The 17,539-nt window shown below is 69.6% G+C and carries 15 protein-coding genes and 2 pseudogenes; 10 read left to right on the forward strand and 7 right to left on the reverse strand.

Going from position 1 to position 17,539, the window contains the following annotated elements:
- Window positions 1-327 precede the first annotated feature (327 nt).
- Genes OG858_RS01245 through OG858_RS01265 form a run of 5 tightly spaced genes read left to right on the forward strand, consistent with a single transcriptional unit; the run spans window position 328 to window position 6,109 of the window.
- Complete coding sequence (locus OG858_RS01245) at window positions 328-1,314, forward strand: amidohydrolase family protein (protein WP_328545231.1); 987 nt, start codon at window positions 328-330, stop codon at window positions 1,312-1,314.
- A gap of 16 nt (window positions 1,315-1,330) precedes the next feature.
- Window positions 1,331-2,881 carry a bifunctional 3-(3-hydroxy-phenyl)propionate/3-hydroxycinnamic acid hydroxylase gene (locus tag OG858_RS01250; RefSeq protein WP_328545230.1) on the forward strand — a complete coding sequence of 517 codons (1,551 nt, stop codon included), beginning with the start codon at window positions 1,331-1,333 and terminating at the stop codon, window positions 2,879-2,881.
- Window positions 2,878-4,170 carry an MFS transporter gene (locus OG858_RS01255; protein ID WP_086752600.1) on the forward strand — a complete coding sequence of 431 codons (1,293 nt, stop codon included), beginning with the start codon at window positions 2,878-2,880 and terminating at the stop codon, window positions 4,168-4,170. The genes OG858_RS01250 and OG858_RS01255 overlap by 4 nt, the downstream gene beginning before the upstream one ends.
- Window positions 4,167-5,261 carry a maleylacetate reductase gene (locus tag OG858_RS01260; protein ID WP_328545229.1) on the forward strand — a complete coding sequence of 365 codons (1,095 nt, stop codon included), beginning with the start codon at window positions 4,167-4,169 and terminating at the stop codon, window positions 5,259-5,261. The genes OG858_RS01255 and OG858_RS01260 overlap by 4 nt, the downstream gene beginning before the upstream one ends.
- Window positions 5,258-6,109 carry a dioxygenase family protein gene (locus OG858_RS01265; RefSeq protein ID WP_327742940.1) on the forward strand — a complete coding sequence of 284 codons (852 nt, stop codon included), beginning with the start codon at window positions 5,258-5,260 and terminating at the stop codon, window positions 6,107-6,109. The genes OG858_RS01260 and OG858_RS01265 overlap by 4 nt, the downstream gene beginning before the upstream one ends.
- A gap of 333 nt (window positions 6,110-6,442) precedes the next feature.
- Here the strand turns inward: OG858_RS01265 and OG858_RS48030 are convergent, their stop codons facing one another.
- Both OG858_RS48030 and OG858_RS01270 read right to left on the reverse strand, forming a co-directional pair.
- A complete protein-coding gene (locus OG858_RS48030) occupies window positions 6,443-6,535 on the reverse strand; it encodes a DUF6368 family protein (protein WP_406194270.1) in 93 nt (30 codons plus the stop codon).
- A 142-nt stretch (window positions 6,536-6,677) separates the two neighbouring features.
- Entirely contained in the window at window positions 6,678-7,613 is a 936-nt protein-coding gene (locus tag OG858_RS01270; protein ID WP_328545228.1) for a LysR family transcriptional regulator, read from the reverse strand.
- 95 nt (window positions 7,614-7,708) lie between these two features.
- Between OG858_RS01270 and OG858_RS01275 the strand changes: the two genes are divergently transcribed.
- From OG858_RS01275 to OG858_RS48035, 5 genes and pseudogenes are all read left to right on the forward strand, one after another.
- Window positions 7,709-8,866, forward strand: coding sequence for a nuclear transport factor 2 family protein (locus tag OG858_RS01275; RefSeq protein ID WP_086752624.1), 1,158 nt, complete (start codon window positions 7,709-7,711; stop codon window positions 8,864-8,866).
- Between the two features lie 74 nt (window positions 8,867-8,940).
- On the forward strand, window positions 8,941-9,525 hold the full coding sequence (locus OG858_RS01280) for a hypothetical protein (RefSeq protein ID WP_086752592.1): 585 nt from the start codon (window positions 8,941-8,943) through the stop codon (window positions 9,523-9,525).
- A 324-nt stretch (window positions 9,526-9,849) separates the two neighbouring features.
- Window positions 9,850-10,965 carry a carbohydrate kinase gene (locus OG858_RS01285; protein ID WP_179201386.1) on the forward strand — a complete coding sequence of 372 codons (1,116 nt, stop codon included), beginning with the start codon at window positions 9,850-9,852 and terminating at the stop codon, window positions 10,963-10,965.
- Window position 10,966: 1 nt separating this feature from the next.
- The gene (locus OG858_RS01290; protein WP_086752590.1) at window positions 10,967-11,887 is read left to right on the forward strand and encodes a pseudouridine-5'-phosphate glycosidase; all 921 of its coding nucleotides are present in this window, start codon (window positions 10,967-10,969) and stop codon (window positions 11,885-11,887) included.
- A 498-nt stretch (window positions 11,888-12,385) separates the two neighbouring features.
- Window positions 12,386-12,698: pseudogene (locus OG858_RS48035) on the forward strand (site-specific integrase); the annotation flags it as partial.
- A 451-nt stretch (window positions 12,699-13,149) separates the two neighbouring features.
- On the opposite strand, the gene OG858_RS01300 reads toward OG858_RS48035, so the two are convergent.
- From OG858_RS01300 to OG858_RS01320, 5 genes and pseudogenes are all read right to left on the reverse strand, one after another.
- Window positions 13,150-13,683, reverse strand: a complete 534-nt coding sequence (locus OG858_RS01300) for an AAA family ATPase (RefSeq protein ID WP_327725962.1) — start codon at window positions 13,681-13,683, stop codon at window positions 13,150-13,152.
- 318 nt (window positions 13,684-14,001) lie between these two features.
- A complete protein-coding gene (locus OG858_RS01305) occupies window positions 14,002-14,751 on the reverse strand; it encodes a class I SAM-dependent methyltransferase (RefSeq protein ID WP_086748269.1) in 750 nt (249 codons plus the stop codon).
- 430 nt (window positions 14,752-15,181) lie between these two features.
- Entirely contained in the window at window positions 15,182-15,658 is a 477-nt protein-coding gene (locus OG858_RS01310; RefSeq protein ID WP_319316010.1) for a hypothetical protein, read from the reverse strand.
- A gap of 483 nt (window positions 15,659-16,141) precedes the next feature.
- A complete protein-coding gene (locus OG858_RS01315) occupies window positions 16,142-16,312 on the reverse strand; it encodes a DUF5670 family protein (RefSeq protein ID WP_107482317.1) in 171 nt (56 codons plus the stop codon).
- 243 nt (window positions 16,313-16,555) lie between these two features.
- Window positions 16,556-17,040, reverse strand: a pseudogene (locus tag OG858_RS01320) (ATP-binding cassette domain-containing protein); the annotation flags it as partial.
- Between the last annotated feature and the right edge of the window lie 499 nt (window positions 17,041-17,539).

A 17,539-nucleotide genomic window follows, 5' to 3' on the forward strand; every position in this document is an offset into this window, starting at 1 on the left:
TCCCGCAGGTGAATGACGGTGCTCAGCCTATCGACGCGACGAGCGCCGACAGCCGTTCACGAACAGATCTTATATTCACTATTGCGGAACGCGTTACGTTCTGGTGAACTGCGACAGCGGTGGCACTCACCTCCCCGAGTGCCCCGGTCACACCGGCGGCCCGTTTCGCAGCCGCACGGAGCCGCTCACCCTTCGGCGCACTCACCGGCGCATCCACCTCCCGGCCACTCACACCGAGTCGGGCATCGCCGCACCCCCGCATAGCCGCACCCCCACATACGAGACATCGGCTGCGAACACGCACCCATCCCCGAGGAGAACTCCGCAATGAAGCTGATCGGCCTCGAAGAGCACTTCGTGACCCCCGACCTGGTGGGCCATGGCGCGTCGACCGCGTCCATCGCTCAGCCCGGCGCCTGGGCCGAAGCCTCCCGCCGGCTCCTCGACCTCACCGAGGAACGCCTCGACACCATGGACGCCGCCGGCCTGGACATACAGGTGCTGTCGCTCAACTCCCCCGGTCTTCAGGCGGAGAAGGACCCGTCCACCGCCGTACGCCAGGCGATCACGGTCAACGACTTCCTCACCGGCGTCATCTCCGAGCACCCCGACCGCTTCTCCGGCTTCGCCGCGCTGCCCCTGCAGGACCCCGAGGCAGCGGCCGACGAGCTGGAACGCGCGGTCACGCAGCTCGGCCTGCGCGGCGCCCTGGTCAACGCCCACACCCACGGCATGTACCTGGACGACCCCGCCCTGCGCGTCGTGTGGGAGCGCGCCGAGCACCTCGACGTGCCGCTCTACCTGCACCCGGCCAACGGCGTCGACACCGCGCACGTGCTGTCCGGGCACCCGGAACTCGTCGGGCCGATGTGGAGCTGGGGCATCGACACCGCCACTCACGTCCTGCGCCTGATCTTCGGCGGGGTCTTCGACGACTTCCCGAACGCCAAGCTGCTGCTCGGCCACATGGGAGAGGGCCTGCCGTTCGTGATGTGGCGCATGGACTCCCGCTGGGACTTCCACGCGCACCACGGCATCGAGCTCAAGCGGGGGCGCCCCTCGGAGTACCTCCGCCACAACCTCTACATCACGACCAGCGGCGTCTGCTCCGCCCCTCCCCTGCTCACCGCTCTGCTCTCGATGGGTGCCGACCACATCCTCTTCGGCACCGACTACCCCTTCGAGGACATCGCGACGGCCACGACGTTCCTGCGCGACGCCCCGATCAGCGATGCCGACCGGCTCAAGATCGGCCACCAGAACGCCGAGAAGCTGCTCGGCCTCACCACCGCACCCGCGTTCGCGGGCGTATGAGCGGGAGGAGACGAACGTGTACGACGTCGCCGTCATCGGGTACGGGCCCGTGGGCATGGTCACCGCGGCGCTGCTCGGGCAGGCGGGCCATGACGTGGTCGTCCTTGAGCGCTACCCGACCCTCTACAACCTTCCGCGCGCCGCCATCTTCGACGACGAGACGATGCGGACCTTCGACCGTCTCGGCATCTCCCACGATCTGCTGCCCACACTGCACGTCCAACGGAACTACGAGTGGCGCAACGGCGCCGGCGAGTTGCTCATCGAGCACGACTTCGCCGCCGTCGGGAGCCAGGGCTGGGCGGAGTGGTACATGATGTACCAGCCCTACCTCGAGGACACCCTCGACGGCCTGGTCCGCGGCCTCGGGAATGTCGAGATCCGGATGGACTCCCGGGTCACCGGCCTGCACAGCACGCGCCACGGCGTGGACATCCAGGTCGAGGGAAGCGGCACGGAGGTCTCGGCCCGGTACGTCGTTGCCTGCGACGGTGGCAACAGCTTCACCCGGGGATCGCTCGGCATCGACCAGGAGGACTACGGCTTCTCCGAGCCGTGGATGGTCTGCGACTTCCGTCTGACCGGTGCCACGGACATCCCCAAGGCCCGCCAGGTCTGCGACCCGGGGCAGCCGACATCGATCATCTCGCTGGGCCCTGAGCACCACCGGTTCAGCTTCATGCTCGACTCGGCCGACTCCTTCGCCGTCGAGCGGGAGCCCGACCGGGTGTGGGCACGGGTCGCCGCCTACCTCGACCACTCGCAGGCGGAGCTCGTCCGCGTCGCCACGTACACCTTCCGCTCGCTCGTCGCGGAGCACTGGCGCAGCGGCCGGATCCTGCTCGCCGGGGACGCGGCCCACCAGATGCCACCCTTCCTCGGGCAGGGCATGTGCTCGGGCATCCGGGACGCGCAGAACATCGCGTTCAAGCTCGACGCCGTGCTGCGAGGCGCCGACGATGCCCTCCTGGACACGTACCAGAGTGAACGCGAACCGCATGTGCGGGCCATCATCGCCAAGGGCATCGAGCTGGGCCGGGTGCAGACCATGCGCGATCCGGTGGCCGCCGCCGCGCGGGACGCCCGCCTGATCGCGCTGCGCGAGACAAACGGACGCCCCGAGAAGATGCGCTTCCCCGGCCTCGGCCCCGGCCTGCACGACGAGTCCCCGCGCGCAGGACACCTGATGCCCCACGGCCGGGTGGAGTCACAAGGGGCCGAGGGACTCTTCGACGAGGTCCTCGGCCGCGGGTTCGTCCTCCTCGTCGACGGCCGCGAGGGCGCCTCCCTCCACGCCTCGACCACCGAACTCGCCGCCGGGCTCGGCGTGGCCGTCCACCACCTCACCGACCGCCGGCTCACCACCGACGGGATCACCGATGTCGGCGGCGTCTACGGGCGCTGGTTCGACGAGACCGGCCGTGCAGCCGTGCTGTGGCGGCCCGACTTCTACATCCTCGGCACCGTGGGCGTCCTCTTCGACGTCCCGGCACTCCTGACCACACTTGCCTCAGCAGTCGAGCCGGTACAGGCTCCTGCCACAGCTGGAGAAGGGATCCGGCCATGACCGCACCCTCTGTCACCCGCCCGCAGGCCCGCAGAGTGTCCGCGAGCACGTTCATGCTGATCGCCGCCTGGGTCGTCGCGTCCCTCGAGGGCTACGACCTCGCCGTGTACGGCGTCACCGTCCCCGCGATCCTCGGCGACCCCTCGCTCGGTATCGACAAGGCCGAGGCCGGCACCATCGGCTCGCTCGTCGGCATCGGGATGCTGATCGGCGCGGCCCTCGCCGGGGCCCTCGTCCACCGCACCGGCCCGCGCCTTCTCCTCCTCGTCGGCACCAGCGTGTTCTCGCTCGGCATGGCGGTCTGCACTGTCGCCGGCGGCGTCCCGTCCTTCGGGGCCGGACGCCTGGTCGTCGGCCTCGGCCTGGGCGTCGTACTGCCGACGATCAACGCGTACGTCGCCGACCTCAGCGAGCCGGGCCGCCGCAGCCGCAACGTCGCCCTGATCATGAGCGGCTACGCGGCCGGGGCCCTGTGCTCCCCCCTGCTCGGCACGGCCCTGCTGCCCGACATCTCGTACCGCTGGCTGTACGTGATCGGTGTGATCCCTGTCTTCCTGGCCATACCGCTGGTGCTCCGGCTCCCGGAGAGCCCGTTCCACCTCAGCCGTACGGGCCGGACTGCCGAGGCGAGGGCGGTGGAGGAGCAGCTCGGCCTCGCCCCCTCGGACGCCTCCCCGACGTCGGACCCGGGTCGCTGGCTCGGTATCGGCTCGCTGCTGACGGGCGGGCTCGCGGTCTCGACGGTGCTGTTCTGGGCCATGTCGTTCTGCGGCCTGCTTCTGGTCTTCGGCATCAGCACCTGGCTGCCCAGCATCATGCAGGCAGCCGGGTTCTCCCTCGGCTCGGCGCTGCTGCAGACGGCCGCCATGTGGCTGGGTGTCGGCGTCGGGGCCATCGTCGGCGGCCGTGTCGCGGACGCGCTGGGCGCCAAGCGTGTGGTGGTCGTCGCGTTCCTGGTCGGCACGCTGAGTCTGGTCGCGATGAGCACCCGCCCGCCGACGCCGGTCATGTTCGTGCTCATGTTCATCAGCGGGTTCGGGTTCATCGGCTCGCAGATCCTCGGCAACGCGTTCATCGTGACGCGCTACCCGGACGCCCTGCGCGGCAACGGGCTCGCGTGGGCCCTGTCGATCGGCCGCTTCGGCGCGATCGCCGGCCCGTCCCTGGGCGCGTTCGTCCTCAGCTCGGGCGCCGATGTCGAGTGGGCCTTCTACGCCTTCGCCGTACCGGCACTGATCGGGGCGTTCGCGGCGGGCGCGGTACCCCGGGTGCGAGCGGTGACCACATGACGCGAGTCGTCTACGAGTCCTGGGGCCAGCGGGTCGTCTTCGGTTCGGGCACCGCTCGGGAGGACGTGGCGGCGGAGGTCGCGGGACTCGGTGCGAGCCGGGTCCTGGTGATCGCGGCCGACGGGGAGCGGGCCCTGGCCGAGGACATCTGCAAGGACGCTCCCGTAGTGGCGGTCTTCGGTGCCGTCCGTCCGCACGTGCCGGCCGATGTGGCCGAGGCCGTGCGGGCGGCCGCCCGCGACCACGACGCCGACCTGCTGCTGAGCGTCGGCGGAGGATCGACGACGGGAACGGCGAAGGCGGCGGCTCTCACCACCGGCCTGCCGATCCTCGCCGTCCCCACGACGTACGCCGGCTCCGAGGCCACCCCCGTCTGGGGCCTCACCGAGGACGGCCACAAACGCACCGGCGTCGACTCGAAGGTGCTCCCTGGCGTCGTCGTCTACGACGCCACGCTGACGCTGTCGCTGCCGACGCGGCTGTCGGTGACATCCGGCCTCAACGCGCTCGCCCACTGCGTCGACGCGTGGTGGGCCCCCCGGCACAACCCGATCAACTCCGCCCTGGCTGTCGAGGGCGTCCGTTCGCTGGCATCCGCGCTGCCGCGCGTCGTCGCCGACGGCCAGGACGTTGCGGCCCGTCGGCAGATGCTCTTCGGCACCTACCTCGCGGCCGTCGCCTTCGCGGGGGCCGGCTCCGGACTGCACCACAAGGTGTGCCACGTACTCGGCGGCGCGTACGACCTCGACCACGCCGCCCTGCACTCGGTGGTCCTGCCGCACGTGGTCGGCCTCAACCTGGCCGCGGCACCCGAGGCGGCACGGCACCTCGGCGCTGCGCTCGACGCGCCCACGGATCCCTTCGCCGCGCTGCTCGATCTCTACGCGAGCGTCGAACCCCCTTGTTCGCTCAGCGAGTTGGGGCTCCCCGAGGAGGAGCTCGACAGGGCCGCGGACCTGGTCATGGCGCAGGTGCCGGACTCCAACCCACGCAGGGTGACCCGCGACGAGATGCGCGGCCTGCTGGGGCGCGCATGGCGCGGGGACACCCCCACCGATACCCCTCCCTCGTGCGAAAGGCCAGTCCCATGACTGAACAGGAGCTGACCGACGAAGTCGTCGCGAGCTTCGGCTCCGCGAAGGACGACCGGTTCCGTGAGGTGATGCAGGCACTCGTGCGACACGCACACGCGTTCGTGCGCGAGACCGGGCTCACGGAAGCCGAATGGAGCGCGGCCATCGAGTTCCTCAACGCGGCCGGTCACATCACCACCGACACCCGCCAGGAGTTCGTCCTCCTCTCGGATGTCCTCGGCATCTCCATGCTCACCGTCGCGGTGAACGAACCGGGCCCCGACGAGTCGACGGAGTCCACGGTCCTCGGCCCGTTCTTCGTCCAGGACTCACCCCTGATCGAGTTGGGCGGCGACATCGCGGGCAGCGCGACCGGGGAGCCGTCGTGGGTCGGCGGCCGGGTCACGGACACCGACGGCAACCCCGTCCCCGGGGCCCGCGTCGAGGTGTGGGAGGCCGACGACGACGGCAACTACGACGTCCAGTACGAAGACGGCGAACTCGCGGGGCGCGCCCACCTGTTCACCGACGCCGAGGGCCGCTACCGGTTCTGGGGGCTCACCCCCACGCCGTACCCGATCCCGGACGACGGCCCGGTCGGCCGGCTCCTCGACCACGCCGGCCGCTCCCCGATGCGCGCACCTCATCTGCACTTCATGGTGACGGCACCGGGCTTCCGTCGTCTGATCACGCACATCTTCGTGGCGGGCGACCCTTGCCTGGACGCCGACTCGGTCTTCGGTGTGCGGGAGTCACTCATCCGCCCCTTCAACCGTCACGAGGCCGGAACACCGGCGCCGGACCACCGCCAGCTGGACGGCACGTGGACCTCGACGACGTTCGACATCGTCCTCAGGAAGGAGTGAGCGGACACGGGTCCGAACCGGAACCGGGACACGGGCCGCGCGGCTTGGGTCAGCGCAGTGGTTGTCGTGTCGGGTGTTGTCTCGTAAGCGACGAGGCCGTGTCGTCCGGGGGCTGGAGTGGCGTCGTCGGGTGTGGGAGCGGTGCGGCCTGCGGAACAGGTCGGTGCGGGTTTCCCGCACGTCGGCCCAGGCACTGCGGCCTTGGAAAGGCTCGCGCTTGCATGTGGCGCACAAGGACTCCGCGAGCGGACCGGCAGCCGAACGAACGGGCGAGTCGGTTGACTTCCTGTGCTTCTACCGGGCCGGACGCAGGGCCGCCCGAGCCGGGGGCCTCTACTTGACCAGCCGGAAGCCGGGGTGTCCGGCCCAGGCCCGCAGGAACTCCGCCGTTCCCAACGCCGTCCAATCCTCCGCGATCCCCAACACCCCTGGGGGGGCCGCAGGACCGTTCTCCCATATTCCGTCCGACTGTTACGACGCCCGACCATCCCGCGCGATTGCCGGTCCGCCGTGCACGAGGGCGGACGCGCGCTGATCGTCGAGATGGTCGGCATCGCAGAGTGCCGGTTCATTGCCCCGGGGCGGTGTCGGTCGGCTGGTGCGTGGCCCGGTCCGGACGGACCGAGGCGAAGGCTGTGGCGAGCTGGTCGAACAGGGGCGCTGTGGAGGGGTGGGGGTCCCGACTTGGTGTGATCGCGTAGATGCCGCGGGTCGGGGGGTCGACGAGAGACACTGTTGTGACGTCGGGCCGCAGGGCGCACGTCAGTACCCCGGGTATCAACGCGATGGCGTGGCCGGTTGCGACCAGGGCCAGCTTGCCGGGTAGATCGGCCGCGGTGAGGTCGATGCGGGCGCTGGTTCCGGCGCGGGCGGCGTGCTGGCGCAAGAGCGCTGCCGAGCCGTCGTTGTCCTCGGCCCAGGACTGGTCGGCAAGTGTCTGTATGTGTACCGGGCCACGCCCGGCCTGCGGATGGCCGACGGGCAGGACGACAACCATGGCGTCCAGCCCGAGGAACCGACGTTCGAGCCGCGACTCATTGGGCAGTCCTGGCGGTGCATCGGTGACGACGGCGATGTCGAGATCGCCGTCGATCACGCGGTTGTGCAGTTGTGCGCTCAGGCCGGGCAGCAGACTCCACCGGATGGATCCGGTTTGTCCCAGCAGGCCCCGGATGGCCTCGGGGACTACTCCCGCGGCCAGCGAGGGTGTCGCACCGACGGCCAGCGGCCGGTGGGCCGCTCCGTCACCAGCGTCCCGTACGGCACGAACGGCGCGGTCGGCCTCGTTGAGTGTGGCCAGTGCATGCCGCCGGAACACCTCGCCGACAGGCGTCGGACGCACGCCGCGCGCGTGGCGCTCCATCAGCGGCACGCCGAGCTGCCGCTCCAGTCCGGCGATCTGCCGGGAGACGGCCGACTGCGTGTGATTGAGCGCGGCAGCCGCCGCCGACAGCGACCCGAGCCGGCACACGGTCACGAAGGTGCGCCACACCGTCAGTTCCATGGCACCAGTATGCCCAGCCGGTATGCGCGTCGCGCAGGGCTGACCTGCGAACTATGCGCTTGTCGCAGCCCCTGCTGTGCACCAGTCTGGCGCGCATGACCTCACCGCACACAATCGCCGTCCTTGGCTTGGGGCGTATGGGCGACGCGATCGCGACACGGCTGGCCGCCAAGGACTGGGACGTCGTCGGCTGGACACGCTCCGGGCGGACGTCAGGCGCCGTCAAGATGACCGGCGATCCGCACGAGGCCGTGGCGGAGGCCGACCTCGTGCTTCTGTCGTTGTTCGACGCTCCGGCCTGCCGGCAGGTTCTCGACCTCGTCCGTGGCTCGCTGCGAGCGGACACGATCGTGCTCAACACAAGCACCGTCGCTCCCGCCGAAGCGTCGGAGCTGGCCCGGCGCATCGGCGAGTCCTACGTCCACGCGCCCGTGCTCGGCTCTGTGCCTGCTGCCTCCAACGGCACCCTGCAGATTCTCACCGCCGCCGGCCGGGACGCGTTCGATCGAGTTCGACCGGTGCTGGAAACGCTCGGCACCGTGCGGCGGGTCGACGACGCCTCCACTGCTGCTTCGCTCAAACTGATCGCCAACAACAGCCTCGCGGGTGCCGTCCTCGCACTGCGCGACTCACTGCGGCAGTCCGACGCCCTCGGCCTGCCCCGCGCCCAGGCGCTGGATGTTCTCGAACTCGGCCAGCTCGGCGGGCTCGTGGCCCGCAAGCGTCCCTTTCTCATCGGCGAGTCGGGCGCGGTCCCGGCTGAATTCACCATCGGCGCACTGGTCAAGGACATGGCGCTGCTGGCCGCCGCGTCGAACACCCCCCTGCACAGGGCAGCCGATCTGGCCGGCGCCGCTGCCGATCCTGAGTCCGACATCGCCGTTGCCGCCACGGTCCCCGCTCTGCAGGACGCCGTGTTCGAACCGCTCCGCTCCTACATCCGCGGACACGCCACCGGCGACCCCACCCACTTCCGCTGCGCGTTCCTGCCCACCGCCCACATCGAAGGAATCCGGGACGGCGCATTCGTCTCGTGGCCCCTGGACGAGTACTGCGCTCTCTTCCAGGGCCGACCGGCCCCCGACGAACCGACCAGATCCCGCCGTATCGAAACCATCGACGTCCACGGCACCGTCGCGACCGCGACCATGACGCTCTCGCACGGCGCGGACACGTTCACCGACATCTTCTTGCTGGTCCACGTCGACAACGGCTGGCGCATCGCCAACAAGGCCTATCACCGCCATTCGTGAGCTGGTGCGGCAAGGTCCGATCCTGGCAGGGCCTTCGAAGAGGGTGTGTCGGTCTCCCGTACTACAGTCCGCTCGTGATCGATGCTGCTCGCCGCACTGCTGCGGATGATGATGCGCTCCTGGACAGGCTGCACACCCTCGCCCGGGGTGTGGCGGGCGTGGTCCCCTCCCCCGGCCGCCTCCCGGACGGGCCCTTTCCGCCACTCGCGATGGCCGAGGTCGAGCGCGCCGAACGGAGGCTCGGGTATCGACTGCCCCTGTTGCTCCGGCGCATCTACACGGAAATCGGTGACGGGGGATTCGGGCCGGAAGGCGGCCTCGCGTCGCTGACGCCGCGCCGCATTCCGCAACGGCCTGTGGCGGACTGGCCTTGCGCGACCACCATCCACGCCAAGCGGCCGGGGTGGGGGCCGGCGGCGTCGTGGTTCTTCCTGACGGGCGGCGGCTGCACCATGGAGTGGTACGTCTCCCTGATAGCGGTCGATCACCCGGTCCTGCTCTGGGACGCCGACGGCTGGGAACCGGGCTGGGGCCAGGATCCTCACGACGGACTGCGGTACGCGGCGCCGTCGTTGCGCCAGTGGCTGTGGACCTGGGCGGACGGAGGCGATGTGTGGGATGAGGTACTGGCCCGACCCGAACAGCCGCTGAGCATCTGAGCCCGTTCAAGAAGGGCCATGCCTGAACGGTGCGCCGTGCACCGTCACTCACCTGGGCAGGGGCCGGAGAGCTGGACTGCCCCCGCATGATCATGCGTTGCGTCACAGCACTTTTCCGAGCCCGTGCGGCTGGTCATGAGCGTGACGCTTCGGGATGCGCCGCGCGCGAGCGGCGACAGGAATGCCGGCCCTTGCGACAGACCTCCTCCTCGCCCCATTCCGAGCCTCGCGCTCGATGGCCCCGATGGAACGCCCCCGCGCGTCGGCATTCTCGGCGACCACCACTCTTCCTTATTCCAGCAAAGACACCTTATTGTAACAAGCATGATGCTGACGCAACGGGAGCGCGAGATCCTGGCACTCTTGCGGCGTGACCCTCTGGCCGGGCCTCAGGCGCTGGCCGATGCGTTGGGCACGACCCGCACCGCAGTGAACGTCCACCTCTCCAACCTCGGAAAGAAGGGCGCCATCCTGGGGCGCGGCTACATCGTGCGCCAGGAGAACGCGGTGGTCGTGGTCGGCGGGGCGAACATGGACCACAAGGTGCGCAGTCTGGCACCAGTGACCCGGCACACCAGCAACCCTGGCCGCTCGCACACCAGCCCGGGCGGAGTCGGGCGCAACATCGCCGAGAACCTCGCCCGGCTGGGTACGCCGACCCACCTGATCGCCGCCATCGGCCGGGATCCGGCAGGCGAATCACTGTTGCGCGACACCCAGGCCGCAGGGGTGCGAACCGACCACGTCCACCTCAGCGCCCATCCCACCGGCACCTACACCGCCGTCCTGGACGCGGACGGCGACCTGCTGGTGGCCGTCGCCGACATGACGGCCACGGACGAGCTGTCCCCCGCCGACCTTCCCCACATCCGCGAGCTGGTGGCCGGCGCCACCATGCTGGTGCTGGACGGCAACCTCGCCACGGCGACGCTCAACTATGTCGCCGACCTGGCCAAGGCGGCCGACGTCCCGGTGGTGATCGATCCGGTGAGCGTCCCCAAGGCAGCGCTGCTGGGCCCCGGGATCGTCCCAGAGCGGCCGTACTTCGCCGTCACGCCCAACAAGGACGAGCTCCGGGCACTGGTGAACCTCCCAGTCGGGACCGACGAGGAAATACTGTCCGCCGCCGCCGCACTGCACGACCGGGGTGTCACCCACGTCTGGGTGCGGCTCGGCCCCGGGGGAAGCGTGCTGAGCAGCGCGGGCCACGGTCACACCTTCCTGCCCGCGCCCCGGACCGAGGTCGTGGACGTCACCGGCGCGGGAGACTCCATGCTCGCCGCCTTCGTCCACGCCGTCCTGGGCGGCGCCGAGCCCGTAGAGGCCGCGCGCTTCGGCCATGCCGCCGCCGCGCTGACCGTCGCGGCCACCGCCACCGTACGACCCGACCTGTCCCCGCGCCTCGTCGAGGACGCGTTGAACCACCCTGACGGAGACTGAGATGACCACCCATCACCCCCTGCTGACGATCACCGACGAGGTCCGCGACGCCCTGCACGACGGCCGCCCGGTCGTCGCTCTGGAGAGCACGATCATCAGCCACGGCATGCCCTACCCCCAGAACGTCGAGATGGCCACCGAGGTCGAGCGGATCATCCGGGAGAACGGCGCTGTCCCCGCCACCGTGGCGGTCCTGCACGGCCGGCCCCGGATCGGCCTTGAGGCTTCCGACCTCGAACTCCTGGCCACCAGCCCCGACGTGGCCAAGGTCAGCGTCCGCGACCTCGGCCACGTCGTCGCCCGCGGTGCCCACGGCGCGACGACGGTGGCCAGCACCATGCGACTCGCGGCGCTCGCCCGGATCCCCGTCTTCGTCACCGGAGGTATCGGCGGCGTACACCGGGGCGCCCCGGCCACCTTCGACATCAGTGCAGACCTCACCGAACTCTCCGCCTCCCCCGTCGCGGTCATCAGCGCCGGGGTGAAGAGCATCCTGGACATCGGGCTGACCCTGGAAACCCTGGAGACGCTCGGCGTCCCGGTGATCACCTACGGCACCGACCAGTTCCCCTCCTTCTACTCCCGGACCAGCGGCCACGCCTCCCCCCTGCGCGCCGACTCCCCCGAGGAGATCGCCGCCGTGATGCGCGCCCACTGGGAACTGGGCGGAACAGGCGGTCTCAACATCGCCAACCCCATCCCCGAGGCCGACGAGATCCCTGCCGAACGCATCGAGGGGATCATCCAACAGGCGATCGCAGAGATGGAGAAGGCGGGTATCGGCGGCAAGGACGCCACCCCGTATCTCCTCGGCAAGATCGTCGAACTCACCGAGGGTGCAAGCCTCCGCGCCAACATCGCCCTGGTCAACAACAACGCCCGTCTGGGCGCTCGCATCGCCGTGGCGTACGCCCGGAAGTAGGTGGCAGCGGGCCACGCACAGCCGTGGCCCGACACAGCAACCGAACAGCCTGTCGCCCACCGCAGGAGTCGCTTCGCCACCGACCAGGCAGGGGAGAACGGCAGCAGTCCGAAGGACGCGCTGTCCTCGTCTCCTGCGGGTCGCGGGCAAAGGGTGGTGTTCGGGACACGTGCCGCAGGGGCGAGTGAACGACCGAGCCGATCACACCGGTCCCCGGCGCGGATGCGGTCGTCCGCCTCCTCGGCCACCAGGCGCGCCTCGCGCGTGGTCGAGGCTGATCTGGTGGGCGACCCGATCGGCGTCGACCACATCCTCGCCCGTGAGCACGAGTCGGTCGGGCGTCCGCACTGGAGGGCGGCGGCGATCTCCGGTACCCGGAACAGGACACCACCGATGCTCCTCGCCGCCACTCCCCCGATCACCGAGGCCGACCCGTCCGGGCCCGTCTGCACCGGCGGCCTCTGCTCCGATGCTCAATCGGGGCGCGGTGTACTTGTGCGGTCGGAGCAGGTTCTCGGCGTCAACATCGAGGAGTTGGACCCCGCCGGGCGCGGCGCCGGTGAAGGAGAAGGCGATGGCGAGGGGCGCCCCAGCCGCGTACGCACCGTCAGAGCGCTCCGCGCGAGGACTTCGTACTGGAGATCGTGTACTGGGATGCGGGCACCGCGCGCCTGCTGCCCCGCCAAGGTCGTGAGCCCGCCCGACGTCTGCCCGGACACCGGCCCGGTCCGGCTGTCGTACGGCCAGGCACGCGCTCTGCTCGACGCGGACACGGCTAGTGCCGGCATGCTCGGAAACGGGCTGGGACCTGCAGTGTCGGCGACCACGTCGTGCGACGCCCTCCTGCGGCTGGTGCCCCAGCGCTGCCTGGCCCGGTGCAGGAGCAGGAAGCGCGGCCGTGCGCTACGCCAGCACACGCTGACGTAGCGCCTCGTTGAACCGCACGGCCGACGAAGTGTACGGATTCCTTCCGCAGCCACCCTCCCAGGATGCTCCCGTCGCTCTGTCGGCGGGCTGGCGCGGCGGCCGCCCAACGCGTGACCAGAGCGAGCGCGCCCTGATCCCCGGTTGCGTCCGCGCCGCCCTTCCGGCCCGCCCCCTCCCCTGCAACGACGGTCAGGGAATGGGCGAGGCGGCCCGGTACTCCCGTGGTGACCGGGGCGAACCCGAGCACCGGGAAAGCTCGCGCGACATTCATCGCCGCACTCTGCGCGACACACGGGCAACAATTGGCGCGACAGCTGTCGCAACCAGGCCCCGGGTCAGCGGTCCAGTGCGGACAGGTCCGCCAGGCCGGTGTCGAGCATGATGCGGCCGACGGTCTCCTCCAGGGCGCTGTCAGCTCCGATGACAGTCTCGATGCCGCCGGGCAGGAGATCGCGTGGCCGGAACCACTCGCGCAGCCGGGTTTCGTCGACTTCGTCGGCAATCGGCTTGGTTGCGTGCCGGGCAAGGGTTTCGGCGAGCGGCACATCGAGGTAGTAGGCGTGGGTCGGGCCGCAGTGATCGGCGCACAACCGGGCGAGCATGTCGCCGTAGCGGTCGGCATGGAGGATGCCTTCGACGACGACGTGGAATCCGGCGTCCAGGGCGTAGCGGGCCGTCAGATCGATCAAGCCGATGTTCGCCGCTCCCGGCCGGTCTCGTTCACGGAGCACCACGCGGCGCAGGTTGTCCTGGCCGACCAGGGCCAGACCTCGGCCGAACCTCTCGCGCATGCCTGCCGCGACGGACGACTTCCCTGAGGCCGAGTTGCCACGCAGCACGACCAGTCGGGTTTCCACTGTGCCCACCATCACGACGGTCACGCTACCGACGACCGGTGACACCGCTGAGGCAATTCCCGATGCCGACTACATCGGCACCGGGACGGGCAGCAGTAGGTGGTCAACCCATGTACTCGGAGGGCATGACCGGGTGAGCCACCGCCAGGGACATGCGGCTCACCGCCGTCCGATGACTGCGCGCACCTCTCGACGAGTGTCGTTCGTCGATGAGTCCGGACGTCACCCGACGGCTTGTCGGCCTCTGGCTGTCGGTGAGTTCGGGTTCTGGCACAGCTCTTGGGGACCGGTGACGGAAGGTGGTCTCAGACCTTCTCGGAGGCGAGGTGGTCAGGTGGCTCGGAGCCGGAAGTGCAGCAGGCCGGTGCCATCGGCAGGGGCCGGCTTGCCGTCCGGATCCGTCACCTCGGTCACTGTCAGGCCGACGGTCGTGGCCAGCTTCTCGAACTGCTCCCGGGTGTACCAATGCATGATCCACGGGCGCTCTTCGATGTTGCTGTCCGAGCCATGGTGGCGTTCGTAGCGCAGAAGCGTCGTCTGGGTTCGCGCTGTCTCGTCGCGTTGCTCGGCGACGACGGACACCCGGAGTTCGGCGCCGTCGGGTGCCGCGGCCGTGCGAACTTGACCGATCTGTTCGGCGGGGGTCGGTGTGGGGGTGAACAGGGGCACCAGGGCGGTGCCGCTCTCCGCCAGGTGAGCGCGGATGCCGCGCAGGGCGGCGAGCGCTGTGGCATCGTCGGGGAGCAGGGTGAAGGTCGGACCGGCGAGGAAGATCGCCCGGTAGCGGCGGGGCAGGTTCAGAGCTTCCATGCGCTGGTGGAACACGGTGACACCGATGTCCTGTTCCTCTGCCCGGCGCCGAAGCCGCTCCAGCATGTCGGCGGAGGAGTCGACCCCGTCGACGTCCAAGCCGCGTCGGCGCAGTTCGAGCAGGGGATCACCGTCTCCGCACCCCAACTCCAGTGCCGGCATGCCGGTTTGCTGAATGAAGGCTGCGTAGGGTTCGGGGTCCTGAGAGAAGGCCTTCAGCGGTCCGTAGAGGTCTGCGACGATGCCTGTGTAGAAGTCAGCTGGGTCCACGCCGGTCACCCTATGCAGCTCCGCTCATACGCGCACACGAATATATGGAGCGCAGCCACTGCGGCGGACAGGCACACGGCAGGTGCCACCGGTCCGCAGGTGCCACCGGTCCACGGCCCTCCAGCGCATCGGGGAGGCTCCTTGATCGCCTTGGTACAGGCGGTGGCCCGGTAGCGGCAGATGATGTCCGCGCCGGGGTGATCCGCCTCCCGCCCAGTGTCTTCGACCGCCTACGCGACCTTGCTCCCGTCGCCGCCCCTGCTGCTCGCCCCGCCGCCCTGGTCACCGCAGGAGCGTCCACCGCAGCAGCCGGCGTCGTCTTCCGCTCAGTACGCGGCATGGCCATGCCCCCTGGCATGGCCCAAGGTGGCTGACCTCCTGGTGGCCGGGGGCGCGTGTGGTCGACGACGGCTTGCCAATCCTCAGGCGGTCACCGCACGTTGGGCAGTACCCCTGTACGCAGCTCAACCCAGCTCTCCTCCCACTCCGCCCGAGACTGGGGCGGTGGCACCTCCACTCCTGCGATGCCGGCGGGGGACGAGAATTCATGGCAGAGCCGGCCAAGGAGGTGTCGAGCTGTCTCCCTTGTCAGCGGGGAGTTGTCCGGGTCGTCGAGGCTGAGGCCCAATACGGCTGCACCGTCGTGGGCAACCGTGATGATGGCCCCGTAGAACTCGCGCGCCCTCACGTAGAGCGAAAAGGCGCTGCCGGAGCCATCTCCCCGGCCAAGCTCGGCGAGAGCCCGGTAGTCCCCCTCGGCCGGCGCTCCCGCAACATAGGTCCGCATGAAGGCGCGTAGCCGTTCGTCACCGGGGTTCTCGGCATCGACGTAGCGGTCGATGAACGCTTGGAAGACGCCGGGCGTGCACTGCGGAACCCACACGTAGACGTCCAGGCACGGTGGCATGACCTCAGCCTAGTGTGAGGCGCCGTTGGCCTGTCGGCAGAGGGGGGCGATGCGGTCTGGCCCGAACGCGGACGCGGCGGCGAAGACATTCGCGGAGAAAAAGAGAAAACACCGCAGGCGGCGGACCGGCTGTACAAGACCCGGGTCCTCCGACGAGGCTCTGGCCGACGCGGATACGAGTCCCTTGCCGGCAGGGCCACACACAGCGGGTTGCGTACGACCGGAATCACGGAACCCCGGATCGCAGGCGGCACGTCGCTGAAGGTGTCCAACCCTGCGGCCCGAGGCTGATTCCTGCTGGAGGTGCCAGGGTTCCCTTGCCGGCACAGGAATCGGCCTCGGGCCTGACCGGGCGCGTACCCGCGGAGAGTCCGGCGATACAACCAGCCGTGTGTACAGGACGTGAGAGACATGCGTACCTGGGTGGGGGCGCACCAGTGATCGGTGCGCCCCCACCCATGTCCCGCGCGTTATTGGCGCGTCTTACCAGCGGTACCAGCGGCCTCGCTTCCCGCCTGGCCCGGTGGAGCGGGCAAGGAATCCGACCAGCCAGACCACCAGGACGATCACGGCGATCCACCACAGGGCCTTGAGGGCGAACCCGGCGCCGAAGAGGATCAGGGCGAGCAGTAGAACCAGTAGCAGGGGAACCATAGTTATCAACCTCCGTCCCGCCGTGTGCCCCGACCTGATCTGTGCACACACCAAAAATTTATCTGTTTCTTATCCACTGCTCGGGGCATCTGACGGGACTGCCCTCAGCCGCCCTTGCCTCACCTCGGACTGTCCGCGGCATCGGGGATGCGCACCCCGGCCGGCATCGTCTCCCCGGGCAGAGTCAGCGCCGAGGCCGTGCACATGGTCACCGAGAGTTCACGTAACACGCGTTCGAGGCCGTCAGTGGTGGTGCTTCTTCTCGGCGACCAGGGGTAGCTCCAGGCGGGGTCCGTGGAAGCGTTCGCGCAGGAGCCGGTCGTGCCTCACCACGACCGGCGTGCCGGTGTAGTGGGCCAGGGCTGCCTCGATCCCTTCCGTCAAGGCAGGGGCCAGGTGGTTCGTCGGCTCGTCGAGCAGTAGCAGATCGAGCGGGCCGGCCGTCACCAGCCGGGCCAGTTCGAGCTTGCGGCGCTGCCCGACGGACAGGTTCCGAACCGGAACAGCCAGGTCCGCGGCATGGAACAGGCCGAGCGCGAGGATCACGTCGGCATGCTCGTCGGGCTGCCCCGCCTGTCGGCTGCGAAGGCCGCGAGCACCGTTCGGGCATCGTACGGGTCGTCGGTCGCACTGTACTGACGTAGGAATCCGACCCGGTGCGGTCGGCGCACGATACCGGTGTCAGGTGTCAGTTCCCCTGCCAATAGCCGGAGCAGGGTGCTTTTGCCGACGCATCAGAGTGGCCCACGAGGACAGTGTCCAGCTGCACCGGATGCATACGCGTCAGTCACCCGCCAGAACGTCGCGCCGTACCTGGCTCACCCACAGGACAGCGCCAACTCCGGCACCAGATAGCAGATGCCGTCCACGCCGGGTGTGACCGAAGCCCCTCTCTGCCAATTGAGAACATTCGCGATAGTTAATACAACACAGATGGAGGGAGTGCCGGACATGGAGACAGATCCCCACCGAGTCACGGAAAGCGAAGCCCAATTCGTTGTGAACCACGGGCAGAACCTGCTCAGTCCAGCATCCTACTCACCCCTGTCAGCCCGACAACCCCTGTACGCCTGACAGTCACCCCGACTGCGCGCGTAGGCGTTTCAGGCATTGCTGTCGAGAACATGTCCGTTCTTGCGGTGCCACTCCGCCACGGGCCACGCGCTCCGCCGCGTCGCCTGCGCCCCGACCTGTGGGCTTTGACAGGTCCGCGATCCGTGCTCCATC

Origin of the sequence: Streptomyces europaeiscabiei, from assembly GCF_036346855.1 — a bacterium.
Taxonomy (GTDB): Bacteria; Actinomycetota; Actinomycetes; order Streptomycetales; family Streptomycetaceae; genus Streptomyces; species Streptomyces europaeiscabiei.